At 69.9% G+C, this 15,743-nt stretch carries 18 protein-coding genes and 2 tRNA genes; 9 read left to right on the forward strand and 11 right to left on the reverse strand.

Annotated elements, in window-relative coordinates:
- A partial coding sequence (locus DJ75_RS16975) for a putative sulfate/molybdate transporter (RefSeq protein WP_141212072.1) occupies positions 1 to 859 on the forward strand: 859 nt, incomplete at its 5' end.
- A 480-nt stretch (positions 860 to 1,339) separates the two neighbouring features.
- On the forward strand, positions 1,340 to 1,669 hold the full coding sequence (locus DJ75_RS16985; protein WP_094525670.1) for a transcription factor S: 330 nt from the start codon (positions 1,340 to 1,342) through the stop codon (positions 1,667 to 1,669).
- Positions 1,670 to 1,714: 45 nt separating this feature from the next.
- On the opposite strand, the gene DJ75_RS16990 is transcribed toward DJ75_RS16985, so the two are convergent.
- From DJ75_RS16990 to DJ75_RS17030, 9 genes are all read right to left on the reverse strand, one after another.
- A complete protein-coding gene (locus DJ75_RS16990) occupies positions 1,715 to 2,425 on the reverse strand; it encodes a class I SAM-dependent methyltransferase (protein WP_094525672.1) in 711 nt (236 codons plus the stop codon).
- A gap of 104 nt (positions 2,426 to 2,529) precedes the next feature.
- On the reverse strand, positions 2,530 to 3,768 hold the full coding sequence (locus tag DJ75_RS16995) for a cytochrome P450 (RefSeq protein ID WP_094525674.1): 1,239 nt from the start codon (positions 3,766 to 3,768) through the stop codon (positions 2,530 to 2,532).
- A 78-nt stretch (positions 3,769 to 3,846) separates the two neighbouring features.
- Positions 3,847 to 4,476: an alpha/beta hydrolase gene (locus DJ75_RS17000; RefSeq protein WP_094525676.1), complete on the reverse strand. Its 630-nt coding sequence runs from the start codon at positions 4,474 to 4,476 to the stop codon at positions 3,847 to 3,849.
- A 33-nt stretch (positions 4,477 to 4,509) separates the two neighbouring features.
- A complete protein-coding gene (locus tag DJ75_RS17005) occupies positions 4,510 to 4,908 on the reverse strand; it encodes a DUF5778 family protein (RefSeq protein WP_094525678.1) in 399 nt (132 codons plus the stop codon).
- An 86-nt stretch (positions 4,909 to 4,994) separates the two neighbouring features.
- Positions 4,995 to 5,963 carry an A/G-specific adenine glycosylase gene (locus DJ75_RS17010; protein ID WP_094525680.1) on the reverse strand — a complete coding sequence of 323 codons (969 nt, stop codon included), beginning with the start codon at positions 5,961 to 5,963 and terminating at the stop codon, positions 4,995 to 4,997.
- Between the two features lie 25 nt (positions 5,964 to 5,988).
- A complete protein-coding gene (locus DJ75_RS17015; protein ID WP_094525682.1) occupies positions 5,989 to 6,648 on the reverse strand; it encodes a hypothetical protein in 660 nt (219 codons plus the stop codon).
- 112 nt (positions 6,649 to 6,760) lie between these two features.
- Complete coding sequence (locus DJ75_RS17020) at positions 6,761 to 7,459, reverse strand: haloacid dehalogenase type II (protein WP_094525684.1); 699 nt, start codon at positions 7,457 to 7,459, stop codon at positions 6,761 to 6,763.
- A gap of 136 nt (positions 7,460 to 7,595) precedes the next feature.
- Positions 7,596 to 7,667: transfer RNA gene (locus tag DJ75_RS17025), tRNA-Thr, on the reverse strand.
- Positions 7,668 to 7,828: 161 nt separating this feature from the next.
- The gene (locus DJ75_RS17030; protein ID WP_094525686.1) at positions 7,829 to 8,494 is read right to left on the reverse strand and encodes a hypothetical protein; all 666 of its coding nucleotides are present in this window, start codon (positions 8,492 to 8,494) and stop codon (positions 7,829 to 7,831) included.
- Between the two features lie 59 nt (positions 8,495 to 8,553).
- On the opposite strand from DJ75_RS17030, the gene DJ75_RS17035 reads away from it, so the two are divergent.
- The 3 genes from DJ75_RS17035 (at position 8,554) to DJ75_RS17045 (ending at position 10,784) form a co-directional block, all read left to right on the forward strand.
- Entirely contained in the window at positions 8,554 to 9,264 is a 711-nt protein-coding gene (locus DJ75_RS17035; RefSeq protein ID WP_094525688.1) for an enoyl-CoA hydratase/isomerase family protein, read from the forward strand.
- An 88-nt stretch (positions 9,265 to 9,352) separates the two neighbouring features.
- Positions 9,353 to 9,423: transfer RNA gene (locus DJ75_RS17040), tRNA-Gly, on the forward strand.
- Between the two features lie 194 nt (positions 9,424 to 9,617).
- The gene (locus tag DJ75_RS17045) at positions 9,618 to 10,784 is read left to right on the forward strand and encodes an inorganic phosphate transporter (RefSeq protein WP_094525690.1); all 1,167 of its coding nucleotides are present in this window, start codon (positions 9,618 to 9,620) and stop codon (positions 10,782 to 10,784) included.
- A gap of 30 nt (positions 10,785 to 10,814) precedes the next feature.
- On the opposite strand, the gene DJ75_RS17050 is transcribed toward DJ75_RS17045, so the two are convergent.
- Positions 10,815 to 11,504 carry an undecaprenyl diphosphate synthase family protein gene (locus DJ75_RS17050; protein WP_094525692.1) on the reverse strand — a complete coding sequence of 230 codons (690 nt, stop codon included), beginning with the start codon at positions 11,502 to 11,504 and terminating at the stop codon, positions 10,815 to 10,817.
- Positions 11,505 to 11,586: 82 nt separating this feature from the next.
- On the opposite strand from DJ75_RS17050, the gene DJ75_RS17055 reads away from it, so the two are divergent.
- Both DJ75_RS17055 and DJ75_RS17060 read left to right on the forward strand, forming a co-directional pair.
- Positions 11,587 to 12,171: a hypothetical protein gene (locus tag DJ75_RS17055; RefSeq protein WP_241881530.1), complete on the forward strand. Its 585-nt coding sequence runs from the start codon at positions 11,587 to 11,589 to the stop codon at positions 12,169 to 12,171.
- A 45-nt stretch (positions 12,172 to 12,216) separates the two neighbouring features.
- The gene (locus tag DJ75_RS17060) at positions 12,217 to 12,747 is read left to right on the forward strand and encodes a DUF5812 family protein (protein ID WP_254922011.1); all 531 of its coding nucleotides are present in this window, start codon (positions 12,217 to 12,219) and stop codon (positions 12,745 to 12,747) included.
- A gap of 1 nt (position 12,748) precedes the next feature.
- Here the strand turns inward: DJ75_RS17060 and DJ75_RS17065 are convergent, their stop codons facing one another.
- Positions 12,749 to 13,099 (reverse strand): hypothetical protein, encoded by a 351-nt coding sequence (locus DJ75_RS17065; RefSeq protein WP_094525694.1) that lies wholly within the window; start codon positions 13,097 to 13,099, stop codon positions 12,749 to 12,751.
- A 135-nt stretch (positions 13,100 to 13,234) separates the two neighbouring features.
- Here DJ75_RS17065 and secF point away from each other — a divergent pair, with 135 nt between their 5' ends.
- Together secF and DJ75_RS17075 are read left to right on the forward strand one after the other, a co-directional pair.
- Positions 13,235 to 14,116, forward strand: a complete 882-nt coding sequence (gene secF, locus DJ75_RS17070) for a protein translocase subunit SecF (RefSeq protein ID WP_094525696.1) — start codon at positions 13,235 to 13,237, stop codon at positions 14,114 to 14,116.
- Positions 14,116 to 15,717: a preprotein translocase subunit SecD gene (locus DJ75_RS17075; RefSeq protein ID WP_094525698.1), complete on the forward strand. Its 1,602-nt coding sequence runs from the start codon at positions 14,116 to 14,118 to the stop codon at positions 15,715 to 15,717. The genes secF and DJ75_RS17075 overlap by 1 nt, the downstream gene beginning before the upstream one ends.
- Positions 15,718 to 15,743 lie beyond the last annotated feature (26 nt).

The following is a 15,743-nucleotide window of genomic DNA, read 5'->3' on the forward strand; positions in this document are numbered from 1 at the left end:
CGCCGAGCTCGCGCTCGCCGGGCTGATCCTCGGAGGGCTCCTCCTTGCGATCGGGCTCACGGGGACGCTCGCGCGGGTGGAGCGCTGGATCGGCGAGCCGGTGATCCGCGGGGTGCAGCTCGCGGTCGGGCTGATCCTCCTACAGACCGGGGTCGACCTCGCGATCGGCGACCCATTCCTCGCGGCCGTCGGCGTGGCGATCGCCGCGCTCGCGGCCCTCGCCGGTCACCGAACGGCGAGCGCGCTCGCGGTGGCGGTCGCGGGCGTCGCGATCGCGGTCGTGGCCGTCGGCGTGCCGGCGCCGCAGTGGCCCGGGGCGCCGCCGACCCCGTCGCCGTCGGGGCTCGCCGCGGCGGTCACCCGGTCGACCGCAGACGGGGTCGTCGCGCAGCTCGCGATGACGATCGGCAACGCCGCGCTCGCGACGTCGCTCCTCTTCGCCGACCTGTTCGACGCCGAGGTGACGCCGGACGAGCTGTCGGCGAGCATGGGCGCGACGAACCTGCTCGCGGTGCCGCTCGGCGGGATCCCGATGTGTCACGGCTGCGACGGCGTCGCCGGCAAGCACGCGTTCGGCGCGCGCACCGGCGGCGCGAACGTCGTCCTCGGCGTCGGCTACCTCCTCGCCGTCCCGTTCGCGACGCCCGGCCTCCTCGGCGCGTTCCCGGTGGCGATGCTCGGCGCGCTCCTTGCGATCGTCGCCGTCTCGCTCGCGCGCAACGCCCTCGACTCCGAGAACGTCGCGCTCTCGGTCGCGATCGGTCTCGTCGCGTTGGCGACGAACCTCGGCGTCGCGTTCCTGCTCGGGATCGTCGCCCACCTCGCGTGGGAGCGCGTCGGAGACACCGGCGACGACTGATAAATGAACGGCGGTGCGGCGGCGCGTGCCGCCGAGCGCCCTGATAAGGGCGCGAGGGGCACGCGCGAGGGAGTCGCTGGCGCGGAACGCGCCAGCGACGAGGCTGGGGAGGCGTGAGGTTCGGTGCCGTGCGGTCGGGCGGGACTCAAAGGGGCAGTCGCGAGGCGGGCGCAGGCGACGGAAGCACTGGAAGGAGCGAGCACCGCGAGCGACTGAAGCGCGCAACGAGCGTGCGTCCGCCTCGCGGCTGGGGCTTTGGAAGCGTTCACCGTTGAGTGGGAAACACTCACGTATCGCCGAGCGGCTGGGGCTTTGGAAGCGTTCACCGTTGAGTGGGAAACACTCACGTATCGCCGAGCGGCTGGGGCTTTGGAAGCGTTCACCGCGCTGTCGACACCGACTGTTTTTAAGCGAACAGCATACGCGTACCGAGCGCAGTCAGGAGAGCTAAACCGCTCGATACCCTACTGAGATACATATATGCAGTTCTGTGACGACTGCGGCTCGATGATGGTCTCCGTCGACGGCGAGATGGTGTGTCAGAGCGACGACTGCGGCGGCACCGCCGAGCGCGACGAGGCGCTCGCCGCCGACTTCGAGTCGACCACGGAACAGACCGGCGACGAGGTGATCGAGACGGAGGAGGGCGCGAACTTCGAGGGGAAGCCGACCGCGACCGACGTGGTCTGCGACGAGTGCGGCCACGGCGAGGCGTGGTACACGATCAAACAGACCGGCGCCGCCGACGAACCGCCGACGCGCTTCTTCAAGTGCAAGGAGTGCGGGCGTCGCTGGCGCGGCTACAACTGAGACGGAACGCCGACCGGGCGTCGGACGGACGCCGACCGGACCGGTCTACGGGTCGATCCGCTCTATCGCGAAACTGCTGTGGCCGTGCGTTTCCAGCGACAGGTGCGTCAGCTTCATCTCGTACTCGACGCAGAACTCGTGAACCGCGGCGATGACGCCGTACCACCGCCCCGCGGGGACGTCGCCGAGGCAGTAATCGTGTCCGGCGATGACGCCGTCGGATTTCACTTTCTCCCTGGCGATCTCCAGTTCCCTCTGTGTCTGCTCGTACGTGTGGGTGGTGTCGATGTACACCCAGTCGAAGAAGCCGTCCTCGAAGCGGTCGAGCGCGACGTCCGGCCGCTCCGGCAGGACTTCCACGGTTCCGTCCGCGATCCGGTCCGCGTATCTGTTTTCCACCTCCTCCACGCTCCGGTCACTGAACTCCTTCGACCCCCAGACGTCGATCAGGTACAGTTCGTCGGGGTCCGTTATCGAGAGAATCCTCTCGGAGAGATCCCCCTCGTCTGTCCCCAACTCCGCGACTCGTCCGCCCCGCGGGAACGCTTCCAGCATGTCCTCTCGAGCCGGGACGACCTCGGCGTCTCGGACGTGTTCCTCCGAGAGCGTCTCGGGGACGGAGTCCCTCGCGTGAGGGGTCTTGACCCGATCCGGTTCGTAATATATCGAGGCGTACGCGCCCTTCAGTAAGGGATAGGCTCGCGCCGGTACGAGATCCGCGACCCGCCCCTTCAGTTCATCGAGAAGTGTTCTCACGGGTCACGATCGTCGTCTGTAGCGGGCTTATAATTGCCCCTTCGTTCACCGGGCGACACCGACGGTCGGTCCCGCACGGGGCACCGTCGCTTCGGGCGGGCGATCTACCGTCGCTCGTCGTATCGGATCGGTAGCGATTCGACGCCGTAGATGAACGAACTTCGCGTCGGCTCGAGGGGCGTCTCCGTGAGCCGCACGCGATCGACGCGGTCGAGTAGCTCCGAGAGCCCGACTTTGGCCTCGAGCCGAGCGAGCGGTGCCCCCAGACAGTAATGGGTGCCGTGGCCGAACGCGATATGCTGGTTGGGCGAGCGGTCAGGTCGGAACGTGTCGGCTGCGTCGAACCGGCGTTCGTCGCGGTTCGCGGAGCCGATCCAAGCGATGACCCGGTCGCCCGCTTCGATGGTCTCGCCGCGCATGGTCACGTCCTCTGTAGCGACCCGGCTCATGGCCTGCACCGGCGACCGGTATCGCAGCACTTCCTCGACGGCGCTCGTGAGCGCGCGGTCGTCCCCGCGCAACTCGTCGACCAGATCCGGGTCCGCCTCGGCGAAACACCGCACCGCGTTCGCGATGAGGTTCGTCGTCGTGATGTTCCCCGCGACGAGCAGCAGGATGCACATCCCGAGCGCCTCCTCGCGGGAGAGCCGTCCCCCCGCGTCGGACTCGGCAGTGACGATAACGGAGAGCAGATCGTCTTGCGGGTTCTCGCGGCGATCTTCGATCATTTCCAGGAAGTACTGGGCCATCTCCATCTGGGTCTGCTGCTGGCGTTCGGCGAAGGCGTCCGCGCCCTCATCGTCGCTTGCGGCCTCCACGATCGTGTCCGACCACGTCTTGAACCGGTCGCGGTCCGACGGCGGGACTCCGAGCAGTTCGGCGATCACCGTCACCGGGAACGGGTACGCGAGGTCCTCGACGACGTCCATCTCCCCGTGGGTCCCGACGGCATCGTCGAGCAACTCGCCCGCCAGCTCTCGGAAGTGGGGTTCGCGGTCGGCGAGCGTCCGCGGTTGGAACCACTCGTCGACGACACCTCGGAGTTCGTCGTGGCGGGGCGGGTCCTCGAACAACATCGTGTCGAGGATCAACCCCTCCCCCGGTCCTTCGGGTTCGACGAAGTCGTCCGCCTCCCGAGGGTCCGCCGAGAACACGTCGTCGTCGTCCAACACGCGCTTCACGTCCTCGTACCGGAAGACGTCCCACGTTCGACGGTCGGGATCGTACCGGACTGGCGACCGTTCGCGCATCCGCTCGTACCAGTCGAAGGGATCCAGCCACGACTCGCGGTCCTGTAGTTCTTCGGGGACGGCTTGGAGTCCTTGGGGACCTGCCGAACTCATACCCATGGCCTTGGGGACGAACGGGATAAAAATCTCGGGCGAGGGGCTCGTCGCACCGCGGCGGTTTCCGACTAACCTCTATTCACCGTCAGCCACCAGCCGCGGCTCGAAGAACGCCGCTACCGCCTCACCCACGTCCCCCGAGCGCCCCACGAAGAAGTGGTCCGATTCGAACGTTTTCGTCTCGATTCCCAGTTCCTTCGCCCGCTCGACGACCGGCTCCCAGTCCGCCGTCGAGTCGCGGGTCGCGTACAGGACCTGCGTCGGCACGCTGAGGTCGACGAGGTCGTCGAGCGCCGCGACCGCGTCCACGTCGGGATTCAGCCGAGCGGTCGGCGCGAGCGCGCAGACGCCGGCGAGACCGGGGCGCGAGGCGGCCGTCACGAGCGCGACCGCCGCCCCGAATGAGAAGCCGAACAAGCCTACCCGCTCGTAGCGCTCGGCCGCCCACGCGACCGCGTTGTCGGCGTCCGTGCTCTCGCCGTACCCCTCGTCCCAGTCGCCGTAGTCGAACCGGAGGCAGTCGATCCCGCGGCCGGTCAGCGCGTCGCTCACGGCGGTCAGTCGTTCGTCGCCGCGGCGGCCGCGCTGCTGCGGGTGCGGGGGACAGGCGACGGCGACCGCGTCGGCGCGACTCCCGTCGCTCGCGGCGGTGTCGAGCGTGGCTCGAACGTCGCGGCCGCCGGGGATGAGGACGGTTTCGCTCACGGGCGCAGGGGTAGGGGCGGATGCACCGCCGCGTCAGGGAACCTGCGTCACGCGGTCGACGTTATCGAGCGCGGTCAGGTCCGCGGCGAGCGCCTCCTGATCGACGCCGGCCTCGTAGTAGAACACCAGGTCGAAGGTGCCGTCACGGAGGAGCTGCTGGCACTCCCAGACGAACTCCTCGCCGTCGAGGGTGAGCCCCTGGAACTGGTTCGACGAGAAGTTCGTGTCGTCGTTGCCGGCCTCGATGTACGCCTCGCCCTTGTCGGCGTGGTCGGCGATGACGTCGTTGGCGGCGACCGTGAGATCGTGCATCTCCAAGTCCTCCTGGCCGCCGAGCGTCGTGTGGACGATACAGCCAAGAAGCTCGATGTCGCCCGGTTCCAGCAGGGCCTTCGTCCGCGTGTAGAGGTCGGAGTCGACGGTTTCGCTCATACCCGTTCGTTCCGGCTCCGGTGATAAACGGGTGACGGTTCACACGTTCGGCACCTCTCCGGGCGGCGAGCGGGCACGCCGAGGACTCAGTCCCGCAGGCGAACGATCGCACAGTCGTCTCCCTCGTCCACGTCGACCAGCCCGTCGTCGGCGAGGTCGTCGACGAGCCCGCGGAGCCACTCCCGCCCGTGCTCGCCGTCGGGCGCGTAGTCGACCCGGATCCGGGGTCCGAGCTCGTCGAGCGGCAGCTCGTCGTACTCGCCGAGCGTCCGGACCACGCGCCCCCGGAACTGCCGCCGGCTCCCCTCGAAGCTCGGCTGCTCGGGCACGTCGGGCGCGGTGAAGTCGCCGGTCTCGTACGCGTGACACCACCCCCGCCACGGGCAGCCCGCCTCGTCGCAGCGCGGGGTCGTGCCGCAGGCGACGCCGCCGAGCTCCATGACCGCGTTGTTCCAGACGCGGGACTCGCCGTCGGGCATGACCTGCGAGGCGACCCGACCGAACGCCGCGTCGTCGTCCGGCACCGCGAACGCGCGGTGGAGGACGCGCTTCACGTTGGTGTCGACGACCGCGTCGCCGTCGTTGAACGCGAACGACGCCACCGCGTTCGCGGTGTACGGGCCGACGCCCATCAGCTCCTGCAGTTCGCCGGGCGACCGTGGGAACTCTCCTCCGTACTCTTCTTCCACCTGTCCGGCCGCCTCGTGGAGGTACTTCGCGCGGTTGTTGTAGCCGAGCGAGTGGTCGGACCAGAACGCGACCACGTCGCCGCGGTCGGCGGCGGCGAGGTCGACCGTCGTTGGCCACTCGTCGAGGAAGTCCTCCCACGCGGGGACCACCCGATCGAGCTGCGTCTGCTGGCTCATCACCTCGCTGACGAGGACCGCGTAGGGGTCCTCGGTGCGCCGCCACGGGAAGTCGCGGTGGTCGGCCTCGTACCACTCCACGAGCGCCTCGCGGACCGCGCCGAGGTCGGCCGGCAGTTCGGGGGCGTCGCCCTCGGCGAGCCCCTCTGTGCCGCCCCCCTCTCCCGCGGTCGCGTCCGAATCGCTCATTACCGTCAGTCGGGGCGGCGGTCGTTTATCGGTGCTGGTCCTCGCCGCGTCCGACCGGAGCCATCGAGCGCGGGTCGCGGTCCGGCCCCGGATACTCGCCGCCGACCGCCTCGGGATAGAGGTTCTCGGCCGAGAACACCGCCGCGAACGCCCGCGGCTCCCGGACGCTCACGGGGAGGCGGTCGCGGAGCCCGGCGGCGGCCTCCGCCCCCGTGAGCGACGGGTCGAGGCTCACGACCTGCATCGCGGCGCCGCGGTACGCCGACGCCAGCGCAGGGTGGTCGCCCGCGGGATGCGCCGTCGGCTCGCGCCACGCCTCGACCGCGTCGCGCCAGTCGGCCGCGAGGTCGGCGTCGGAGATCTCGGCGATCACCGCCTCGGCGTCGTCGAGCAGGGCGTCGCTGGCGACGAGCGTCGTCCACGAGTGCGCGCGAAGCGCGTCGAGCGCCTCGCGGGCCGCGCCGCCGACGAGGAGGTCCGTCGCGAGGACGTCCGCGTCGGCGACGACGCGGGCGGGGCTCGGCTCGCGGTCGGCGGGGGAGATGTCGGCGTCGCTCTCGGCGTCGCCGTCGTCGGACTTTCCCCCGCTCCCGGAGCCAGATCGGCGATCCGCGAGCGCGACGCGCACCGCGTCCTCGGTCGCGTCGCGGTCGGCGGCCCGCTCGAACAGGTCGGCGAAGGTCATGGCCGGACCGTGGTCCGCCACGGGTATCGGCGTTGCGACTGCGCGAGCCGTCGGTCGCCCGCGACGCCCGCGGCGTCCGTCGAAAGCGTCCTGATCGGCAGGACCGGACCGCTCACTCGAGCCGGTCCGCGAGGTCGTGGAACCCCTCGATGACGAGGTCCGGCTCGGAACCCAGCTCCTCCGTCGGGAGCGTCTCCCCGGGGCGGGAGACCCACGCGGTCGACATGCCGGCGTGTTTCGCGCCCCAGACGTCGCGCATCCCGCCGCCGGAGGCGTGCAGTATCTCCCCGATCGGCGTGTCGGTCCGCTCCGCCGCGTGTTCGTAGATCCCCGCCTCCGGTTTGTACGTCTCCACCTCGTCGGCGCTGATCGCGTCCGTCACGACGTCGCCGAGGTCCGCCGCCGCGACCAGGTGCTCCAGCATCTCGGGCGAGCCGTTCGAGACGATGTACACCTCGTACCCCAGGTCGGCGATCCGCCCGATCCCGTCCCGAACGTCGTCGAAGATCGACAGCTCGTCCTCGTACACCGTGCGCCGGATCTCGTCGCGGGTCGCCTCCGGTACGTCGTGTCCGTTCGCTTCGAGGGCGTATCGGAGGCCCTGTCCGATGAGCTCCCAGAACGGCCGGTAGGCGTCGATGTCGTTCGCGATCATCGAGTACTGGAGGTACTGCGCGCGCCACAGCTGCGAGACGCTCTCGGCGTCGTCGAGGCCTTCGACGTGCGCTTCCAGCACCGCCTCCTGCGAGCCGATGTCCACGAGCGTGCTGTACGAGTCGACGGTGACGGTCGAGACGGAGTCGAGGTCCATGGTCGTGGTACTGCGGCCCACATCATAACCGTAGTGAATCCCGCCACGACGACGGTCGCACGGTCGCCGCGGGGCAGAGCGGGGCCGACCGCGTCGAGGACGGGACCGTGTTCGCGCGGGAACGGACCGGAGAAAGAGCCTAGGCCGAGATTTGAACTCGGGGTCTCGTCCTTACCAAGGACGCGCTTTACCGCTAAGCTACCCAGGCACGCAATCAGTCGTTGACCGGATTCGACTTTATGGGTTTCGATCCGCCGCCGAGTCGTCGCCCGATCCGAGGGGACGCCGGCGACGCCGTCGCGGGGTCGGGATTCGCCTTCCCGGTCCGCATTCTCGGTCCGCCTTCCCGGTCCGCCTTCCCGGTCCGTCTTACCGGTCCGTCGCGCTCACGGCGCGGTCCGAGATGTCGGCGATCCGGTCGGCGGTCGCGTCCGGGAGCGCACGCCCCGGCGGCGGGAACTCGCCGTCGTAGTCGGCCGCCAGCTCGCGGGCGTACGTCAGTAGCTCTTCCGGCGGGTCGCCGCCGACGGCCGTGGTGCCGGCGACGACCGCCAGTTCGAGGGCGTCGACCTCCAGGTTCCGGTCGAGCGCGGCCGCCGCGGCGGGGTCGGTCCCATCGCGGTCGCGGAGCGTCTGGTCTCGGCCGAACGCGCGCACGACCTCGACCGCGGCGCCGGCCGCGTCGGTACACGCCAGCAGCGAGAAGCCGCGCGAGACGAGCACGTCGGCCGTGAGCACGTCCATGTCGGCGTCGATGTCGGTCTCGCTGGTGGGCGCGGTCAGCCACGGCTCCTCGTGGGCCACCGTGCGGGTGAGCCGCAGTCCCTCGTAGATAAGCTGCACGCCCGCCGCCCGGTCGACGAGCTCGTCGGAGCGCACGTCGGGGTCGACCGCCCGGGCCGTGACGAGCGCCAGAACACCGGGCGTCACGGCGGCGTCCAGAATACGGCTCTCGAGGGCCTCGCGCAGTTGCTCGGGCTCGACGTCCGCGAGCGCCTCGTGAGCGGCCTCACGCGCTCGCGCGGCATCGTCCATTGCCACGAGGTAGTCGAGCGAAGGGCAAAGACCTTTGGAAACCGCCGGGATACGACGGCGTGATCCGCACCAGCACCGACGGCCGCGTCCGCGTCGTCACGATCGACCGCCCGGAGCGGCGAAACGCCCTCCGTCCCGAGGACCTAGACGCGCTCCGGCGGGCCGTCGACCGCGCCGAAACGCCCGTCACGTACCTTCGCGGCGCCGGCGACGCCTTCTGTGCCGGCGCCGACCTCGACGCCGTCGCCGGCCTCGACCGAGACGACGAGGCCGACGCGACGTCGTTCGCTCGGCGGGGACAGCGCACCGCCGCGGCGATCGCGGCGGCTGACACGGTCGTCGTCTGCGGGATCGACGGCGCGGCCCGCGGCGGCGGCGTCGAACTCGCGCTCGCGGCCGACGTCCGAGCCGCCACGCCCGCGGCGACGTTCGCCGAGCCGGGCGTCGAGTTCGGCCTGTTCGGGGCGTGGGGCGGCACGGTCCGACTCCCGCGGGTGATGCGCGAGGGCGACGCCCTCGAGTTCGCGCTCTCGGGCCGCGTCCTCGACGCCGACGAGGCGCTCCGGACCGGGCTCGTCTCCCGGGTCGTCGACGACCCGCGCGCGGTCGCCGACGTCATCGCGGACGGAAAGCCGGACGCGCTGCGGACGGTCAAGCGACGGGTGCGTGACCGGCGGGACGACGCGATGCAGGCGGACGCGGAGGCGAAGGCGTTCGCCGCCCTCGTCCGGTCGCACGGGGCGGACATCGCGGCGTCGCGGACGGAGTGAGCCGCGCGGGCGAAGCGGTCCGACCCCGGCGCCGTCCCGATGTGACAGGTTTAAGTGAACCTCCGACCAATCTGCAGGTGCGAAGCACGCACCGGTAGTGTAGTGGTATCACGCAACCTTGCCATGGTTGCAACCCGAGTTCAAATCTCGGCCGGTGCATTTTCTAACTGACTCCGTCAGTTAGCGTTCGCTTCACTCCGTTCAGCGAACTCGCGAACGAAGTGAGAGAAATCACCAACTCAGTCAGCTAGCGTTCGGTCTCCTACGCGAGCGAATCGACCCCGCGGTCACCCGGGGCTCCCGGCGGCGCGAACCTGTCCGCTTAACCGGACGTGTGTCGTTGTAGCGAGTATATGATTGAGGTCTTACTTCTCGTCGGTTTCGTGGTCGCGGCGTTCGTCGGGTACAACATCGGCGGCGCCACGACCGGTCCGGCCTTCGGGCCGGCCGTCGGATCGGGAGTGCTCTCGAAGTCGGGCGCCGCGGCGCTGATGTCGATCTTCTTCTTCATCGGCGCCGGGACGCTCGGACAGCGCGTCGTGACGACGCTCGGGGAGGACCTCGTCACCGGCGGGAACGTGTTCACGCTGGAAACGAGCATCGTGGTCCTCTTCTTCATCGGCGGCGCGCTGTTCGTCGGGAACTTCGCCGGCGTCCCCGCGTCGACGTCGATGACGGCCGTCGGGGCGATCGCGGGTCTCGGGCTCGCGACGGGCACCCTCGACCGGGCGGTGATGGGCGAGATCGCCATCTGGTGGATCGTCGCGCCCATCATCGGCTTCTGGGTGTCGGGCGTCGTGGGGCGCTACTTCTACCCGGCCATCGACAACTGGGTGGCGATAGACAGCACCGAGGGGGCGCTGTTCGAGTTCGACCGCTCCGGGCTGGTCCCGAAGCCGGTGGCGGGCCCGAACACGACCCGGCGCGAGCTCTTCGGCGGATTCGTCGTCATCGCCATCGGCTGTCTGATGGCGTTCTCGTCGGGCACCTCGAACATCGCGAACGCGATCGCGCCCCTCGTCGCGCTCGACAACGTCGAGATGACGCCGATGATCCTGCTCGGGAGCGCCGCCGTCGCGGTCGGCGCGTTCACGATCGCCCGGCGGACGCTCGACACGCTCGGCAACGACATCACCGACCTCCCGCTGACCGCGGCGATCGTCGTCGCCTGCGTCTCCTCCGGGATCGTCATCAGCCTCTCGGCGGTCGGGATCCCGGCGTCGTTCGTCATCATCGCGACGATGTCGATCGTCGGGCTCGGCTGGGGGCGCGCGACCCGGACCGTCACGGTGCGGCAGGGGATCAGCGGCGAGAAGGAGCCGAAGGTGTCCGTCGGCGCGCTGAAGGCGGACGGGACGGGCAAGATCGGCGAGGGCGACCCGACCGACATCCCCTCGGCGTCGGACCTGTTCAACCCGAGCACGAGCGCGCGCGTCGTCCTGATGCAGAACGTCGTTCCGATCCTCTCGACCGTCGGCGCGCTCGTCACGTTCACGATCCTGTTCCGCTTCGTCTGGTAGGGCTCGACCGCTCTTCCCGCGCCGACCCGGCTACCGTCCGAACCGCCGCTGTCGGTCCTGGAAGTCGAGGACCGCGCGCAGGTAGTCGCGGCGCCTGAAGTCGCGCCAGTTCACGTCCGTGAAGTAGAGCTCGGCGTACACCGACTGCCAGATAGCGAAGTCGGAGAGCCGCTCCGCGCCCGTCTTGATAACGAGGTCCGGCTCCTCCGGGAACACGAGCCGGTCGGCGACGTCGTCCGCGTCGATCGACGCCGGATCGAGCTCGCCGACGTCGACGTCGCTCGCGAGTTCGCGGACCGCGGCCGCGAACTCGGCCTTTCCGCCGAGTCCGACGGTGATTCTGATGGGGGCGTCGTCGCCGTCTGCGCTACCCGCCTCGCCGTCCGCGCCACCCGCCGCGCCGTCCGCGCTACCCGCCTCGCCGTCTGCGCTCTGCTCCCCGTCGGCGTCGTCCGGCCCGCGAACGACGAACGGGGCGGGCGCGTCGAGCCGCCGGAGCTCTCTCGCGAGCGTCGGGACCACTGACTCGTCGAGCACCGAGACCGAGACGGTGACGCGCCGGGCGCCGTACTCCAGCGCCCACCCGAGCGCCTCGGAGAGGGTGTCGAACGCGCCGTCGGCGAGGAGGTCCCGCTCCGTGATGACGATCGCGACGTGCTCGGGGGGGTCCCCGTCGTGGAGTCGGTGGCGGACGGCGAGATACGCGTCGTACAGGCCCACGTGAGACGCTTCCGTCGCGAGAATTTAAAATCCCACGTCCGCCGACGAGGGGTTTAATTCGGCGTCGGCCCTATCTGCGTCGATGGCAGACAGCTACCGCGGGGTGTTCGGCGCGATCCCCTACGCGATCCGGCACACCGAGTCGTGGACCATGCGCGTCTACGGGGTGGTCGGCGCGCTCACAGCCGGGCTGATCGCGACAGTCGTCACCCTCGCGCTCGTCGTCTGGATGGCGGAGACTGCCGACGTGCAGAGCGGAACGTTCCTGTTCTCGCGGTCGCTGTACGTTATCGCCGGCTTCGCCGCGGTCGCGCCGCTGCTGGCGCCGCTGCTGTTCGTCGCGCGTCGCCACCGCCGCGGCGACCCCGTGCGGTCGGGATACGACCGGAAGATGGCGTACGGCGGCTTCCTGTTCCTCCTGTCGCTGTACGTCGGCATGGTGATCTCCGCGCCGGCGGCGCTGCGAGACCCGACCGAGTCCGCGGTCGTGAACGCCCTCTACGCGCTCCCGCGGCTCGCCGGCTTCGTCCCCCCGGCCGCCGCCGCGGTCACCGTGTTCGCGATCCACTACCGGCTCCGTGTCACCGGCGACGGCGCGGCCGACAACGCGGACAGCGCGGGCGAACCCCCGACTTCGGCGGACGACCCACCGGTCGACGACGACTGACGCGGCTCGAAACCCCGAAAAGGGTCGGCCACCTACCACGGAGCAATGACCGACGAGCCGGAGCGCACCGACGCGGATGGGCCGGACGACGCCGACGGGACGGAGCCGACGGACGGCAAGGAGAGCACGTTCCTCGTCACGCACGTCGAGAGCGGCTCGGCGGTGCTGAAGGACGTCCACGACGGACAGGTACACACGCTGAGTTCGAACCCGGGACTCGAGGCCGACGACGCGGTCGAGGCCACCGTCGCGCCCGATCCGCCGATGGAGGTCACGTATCGGGTGATCGAGGTCGCGGAGCGCCGACCGCTCTCGATCGAGGAGAGCGAGGAACCGCCCACCGTCCACGAGCGCGAGCTCGCGGCGGAGACGCCGACGGGAGAGCTCGCCCGCGAGCCGCGCGCGGGCGAGGGCGAGGTCCACGTGTTGACGCCGCCCGAGTCGGACACCGAGAGCGCGGTCGCCGACGTGATCGAGGACCGCGAGGCGACGCTCTCCCGCGCCGCCCGGCTCGGCGTGAACCGCGTCGAGATCCGATCGGAGCCGGGCGTGGTCAGCGTCCGCTACATGCCCTGACTCAGTCGACGCCGGCGGCCGGGTCCGACGGACCGGCGGCGCTCTGCACCCGCCAGCCGCCGTCGACGTCGCCGGTACGCACCTCGTAGTCGACGGTCGTCTCGGCCGTCACGGCCGCCGCGTCGACCGGGTCGCCGTCGACCTCGATCCGCTCCACGCGGAACGGCACGTCGAGGCTGTCTCCGCAGCACCCGACGTCGACGAACTCCTCGCGGACGTCGCCGACCGCGACATCGTCCATGACCCGCGCGAAGTACGACCGGTAGCGGTCCGTCTCGATCTGGTCGCGGCCCCAGTCGCTGAGCCCCTCGGGATACGAGAGGACGACGCGGGCCGCTTCGGGTGTACTCATGGGTGATGGTAACACGCCGTTCGGTTAGTTCGTTTCGGCGATCCGCGCCGCGCTCGCCCGAGCGCGACCGACCGAACGCGCCGGCTCGCGGCCGAGTGAGAAGGCTTATTCGCGCCCGCGCAGGAACCGGTATTTATGGTAGCGATCGAGGCACCGGAGGTCAACTACACCGAGTACTCGAACCGGCAGCTTGTGGCGATCCCGCTCGCCGTCCTCGTTCTCGCGCTCGCGATCATCTTGGGATGGTATCTCGTCACGGGAGCGCCGGCGAACCTGGGACTGGCGTTCACGGGCGGCGTCGAGCTCCGGATCGCCGACGACGGTGGTAACGTCGAGGAACGCATCGAAACAGAGTTCGACAGACGGCCCGACTCGATCCGGTCGATCCCCGCCGACGACGTGTACGTCGTCACCTTCCGCGCGGCCGACGAGGACCCCGAGGGACTGGCAGACGAGCTCGCGCAACAGGCGGACGACGCGGGGCTCGCCACGACCGCGGTCGACCAGGTGTCGCCGAGCTTCGCCAGCGACACGGCCCGGACCGCGGTGTTCGGGGTCGCGCTGGCGTTCCTCGGGATGAGCGTGCTCGTGTTCGCACTGTTCCGGACGTTCATCCCCTCGCTCGCGGTGGTCGCCTCGGCGTTCTCCGACCTGGTCATCCCGGTCGCGGTGATGAACCTGCTCGGGATCCAGATGACGCTCGGGACGATCGCGGCGCTCCTGATGATCATCGGGTACAGCGTCGACTCCGACATCCTGTTGAACAACTCCGTGTTACGCCGGACGGGCGACTTCTACGAGTCGGTGAGCCGCGCGATGCGGACCGGTGTCACGATGACGCTCACGTCGATGGCCGCGATGATCGTGATGGCGATCGTCGCGACCCTCTTCGGCGTCGACCTGCTCCGGAACATCGGGATCATCCTCGCGGTCGGCCTCTGTGCCGACCTGATGAACACGTACCTGCTGAACGTCTCGCTGCTCCGCTGGTACAAGTTCGAGGGGGTGAAGCGCTGATGTTGGAACCGATCAAGAACAACTGGCGCATCCTGCTGCTCGTCGTCGTCGTGGTCGGCGCGTCGGTCGCGCTGTTCGCCCCGCAGTTCGCCCCGGAGACCGCGCCGGGCGAGAACCAGAGCGAGGCGAGCCAGGGAATCACGAACCTCCAGTACGGGCTGGACCTGGAGGGCGGCACCCGCGTCCGGGCCCCCCTGAAGGGGTACACCGCCACCGGCGTCGACTTCGCCGGCGACAATCCCCCGGCGGTCGAACGGGCCGTCGCCGACGAGCTCGACGGGGTGCAGCTCCGCGACGTCGGATCGAGCTTCGGCGAGGACGAGCAGGCCGTCGAGGTCACCGACCCGTCCGTGAGCGAGGAGGAGTTCCGCGCGGCGATGGACGCCTCGGGCTACTCCTACGAGAGCATCCGCCCCGGCGTAACCGCAGAGACCCGCGACCTCACCCAGAGCATCATCGAGGGCAAGATCAACGAGGCGGGGCTCTCGGGCGGGAGCGTCCAGCAGGTCCAGTCGCTCACCGGCGAGTACTTCATGCTCGTCGAGGTGCCTGGCGAAGGCCGGAGCGACGTCGTCTCGCTGCTGCAGGAGCGGGGGACGGTCCAGATCGACATCGCGTATCCGAGCGATAACGGCACCGCCGTCGATGAAGCGGTGCTCACGCAGGAGGACTTCGAGAACATCGGGACGGCGTCGCAGCGGGACCGCGGCACGGGATCGTACGTCCCCGTGACGGTCAGGAACACCGCCTCCGACGGCCAGCCGTCGCCCGCGGAGCAGTTCCAGCAGGCCGTCGCCGACCGCGGCTTCGCCTCGGCGTACCAGTCCCAGGCGGACCGCTGCGAGTACAACCCCGAGACGGGCGAACTGGGGAACTCCAACCCCTGCCTCCTGCTCACGGTCGACGGCGAAGTCGTCAACTCCTTCGGGATGGACCCGGGGCTCGCCGACAGCATGGCGAGCGGCTCGTGGGCCGACACCCCGAACTTCGAGCTGACCACGCCCGAATTCACGACGGCGCAGGAGATATCGGTCAACCTGCGCGCCGGCGCGCTGCCGGCCGAGCTCGACATCAGCGGGGAGGGGACCTCCAGCACCATCTCGGCCGCGCAGGGGGAGAACTACAAGAACTACTCGCTGGTGACGGGGATCCTCGCGGTGTTCGCGGTCGCGGGCATGGTGTTCCTGCGCTACCGCGAGCCCGCGGTGGCGCTGCCGATGATCGTCACGGCGCTCGCGGAGGTGTACGCCCTGCTCGGCTTCGCCGCGCTCGTGAGCTATCCGATAGAGCTGGCGGTCATCGCCGGCTTCATCGCGGTCGTCGGGACAGGCGTCGACGACTTGGTGATCATCGCCGACGAGGTGATGAGCGAGGGCGAGGTGAACTCACGAAAGGTGTTCAACTCCCGGTTCCGCCGGGCCTTCTGGGTCATCGGCGCCGCCGCCGCGACGACGATCGTCGCGATGTCGCCGCTGATGGTGCTCTCGCTCGGGGACCTCTCCGGGTTCGCGATCTTCACCATCCTCGGCGTCCTGATCGGGGTCCTGATCACCCGGCCCGCCTACGGGGACATCCTCCGCCGCCTGCTGACGATCCGGTGAGGGGACGCGGGAGCGACGCGGTGCCG

The sequence above is a fragment of the Halorubrum sp. Eb13 genome (genome assembly GCF_002252895.1).
Taxonomy (GTDB): Archaea; Halobacteriota; Halobacteria; order Halobacteriales; family Haloferacaceae; genus Halorubrum.

Excerpts from the sequence above, each read along its gene's own strand:
- DJ75_RS16985 (WP_094525670.1), top strand. The coding sequence starts at position 1,340 with ATGCAGTTCTGTGACGACTGCGGCTCGATGATGGTCTCCGTCGACGGC.
- DJ75_RS16995 (WP_094525674.1), bottom strand. The coding sequence starts at position 3,768 with ATGAGTTCGGCAGGTCCCCAAGGACTCCAAGCCGTCCCCGAAGAACTA.
- DJ75_RS17005 (WP_094525678.1), bottom strand. The coding sequence starts at position 4,908 with ATGAGCGAAACCGTCGACTCCGACCTCTACACGCGGACGAAGGCCCTG.
- DJ75_RS17010 (WP_094525680.1), bottom strand. The coding sequence starts at position 5,963 with ATGAGCGATTCGGACGCGACCGCGGGAGAGGGGGGCGGCACAGAGGGG.
- DJ75_RS17015 (WP_094525682.1), bottom strand. The coding sequence starts at position 6,648 with ATGACCTTCGCCGACCTGTTCGAGCGGGCCGCCGACCGCGACGCGACC.
- DJ75_RS17020 (WP_094525684.1), bottom strand. The coding sequence starts at position 7,459 with ATGGACCTCGACTCCGTCTCGACCGTCACCGTCGACTCGTACAGCACG.
- DJ75_RS17030 (WP_094525686.1), bottom strand. The coding sequence starts at position 8,494 with ATGGACGATGCCGCGCGAGCGCGTGAGGCCGCTCACGAGGCGCTCGCG.
- DJ75_RS17045 (WP_094525690.1), top strand. The coding sequence starts at position 9,618 with ATGATTGAGGTCTTACTTCTCGTCGGTTTCGTGGTCGCGGCGTTCGTC.
- DJ75_RS17055 (WP_241881530.1), top strand. The coding sequence starts at position 11,587 with ATGGCAGACAGCTACCGCGGGGTGTTCGGCGCGATCCCCTACGCGATC.
- DJ75_RS17060 (WP_254922011.1), top strand. The coding sequence starts at position 12,217 with ATGACCGACGAGCCGGAGCGCACCGACGCGGATGGGCCGGACGACGCC.
- DJ75_RS17065 (WP_094525694.1), bottom strand. The coding sequence starts at position 13,099 with ATGAGTACACCCGAAGCGGCCCGCGTCGTCCTCTCGTATCCCGAGGGG.
- secF (WP_094525696.1), top strand. The coding sequence starts at position 13,235 with ATGGTAGCGATCGAGGCACCGGAGGTCAACTACACCGAGTACTCGAAC.
- DJ75_RS17075 (WP_094525698.1), top strand. The coding sequence starts at position 14,116 with ATGTTGGAACCGATCAAGAACAACTGGCGCATCCTGCTGCTCGTCGTC.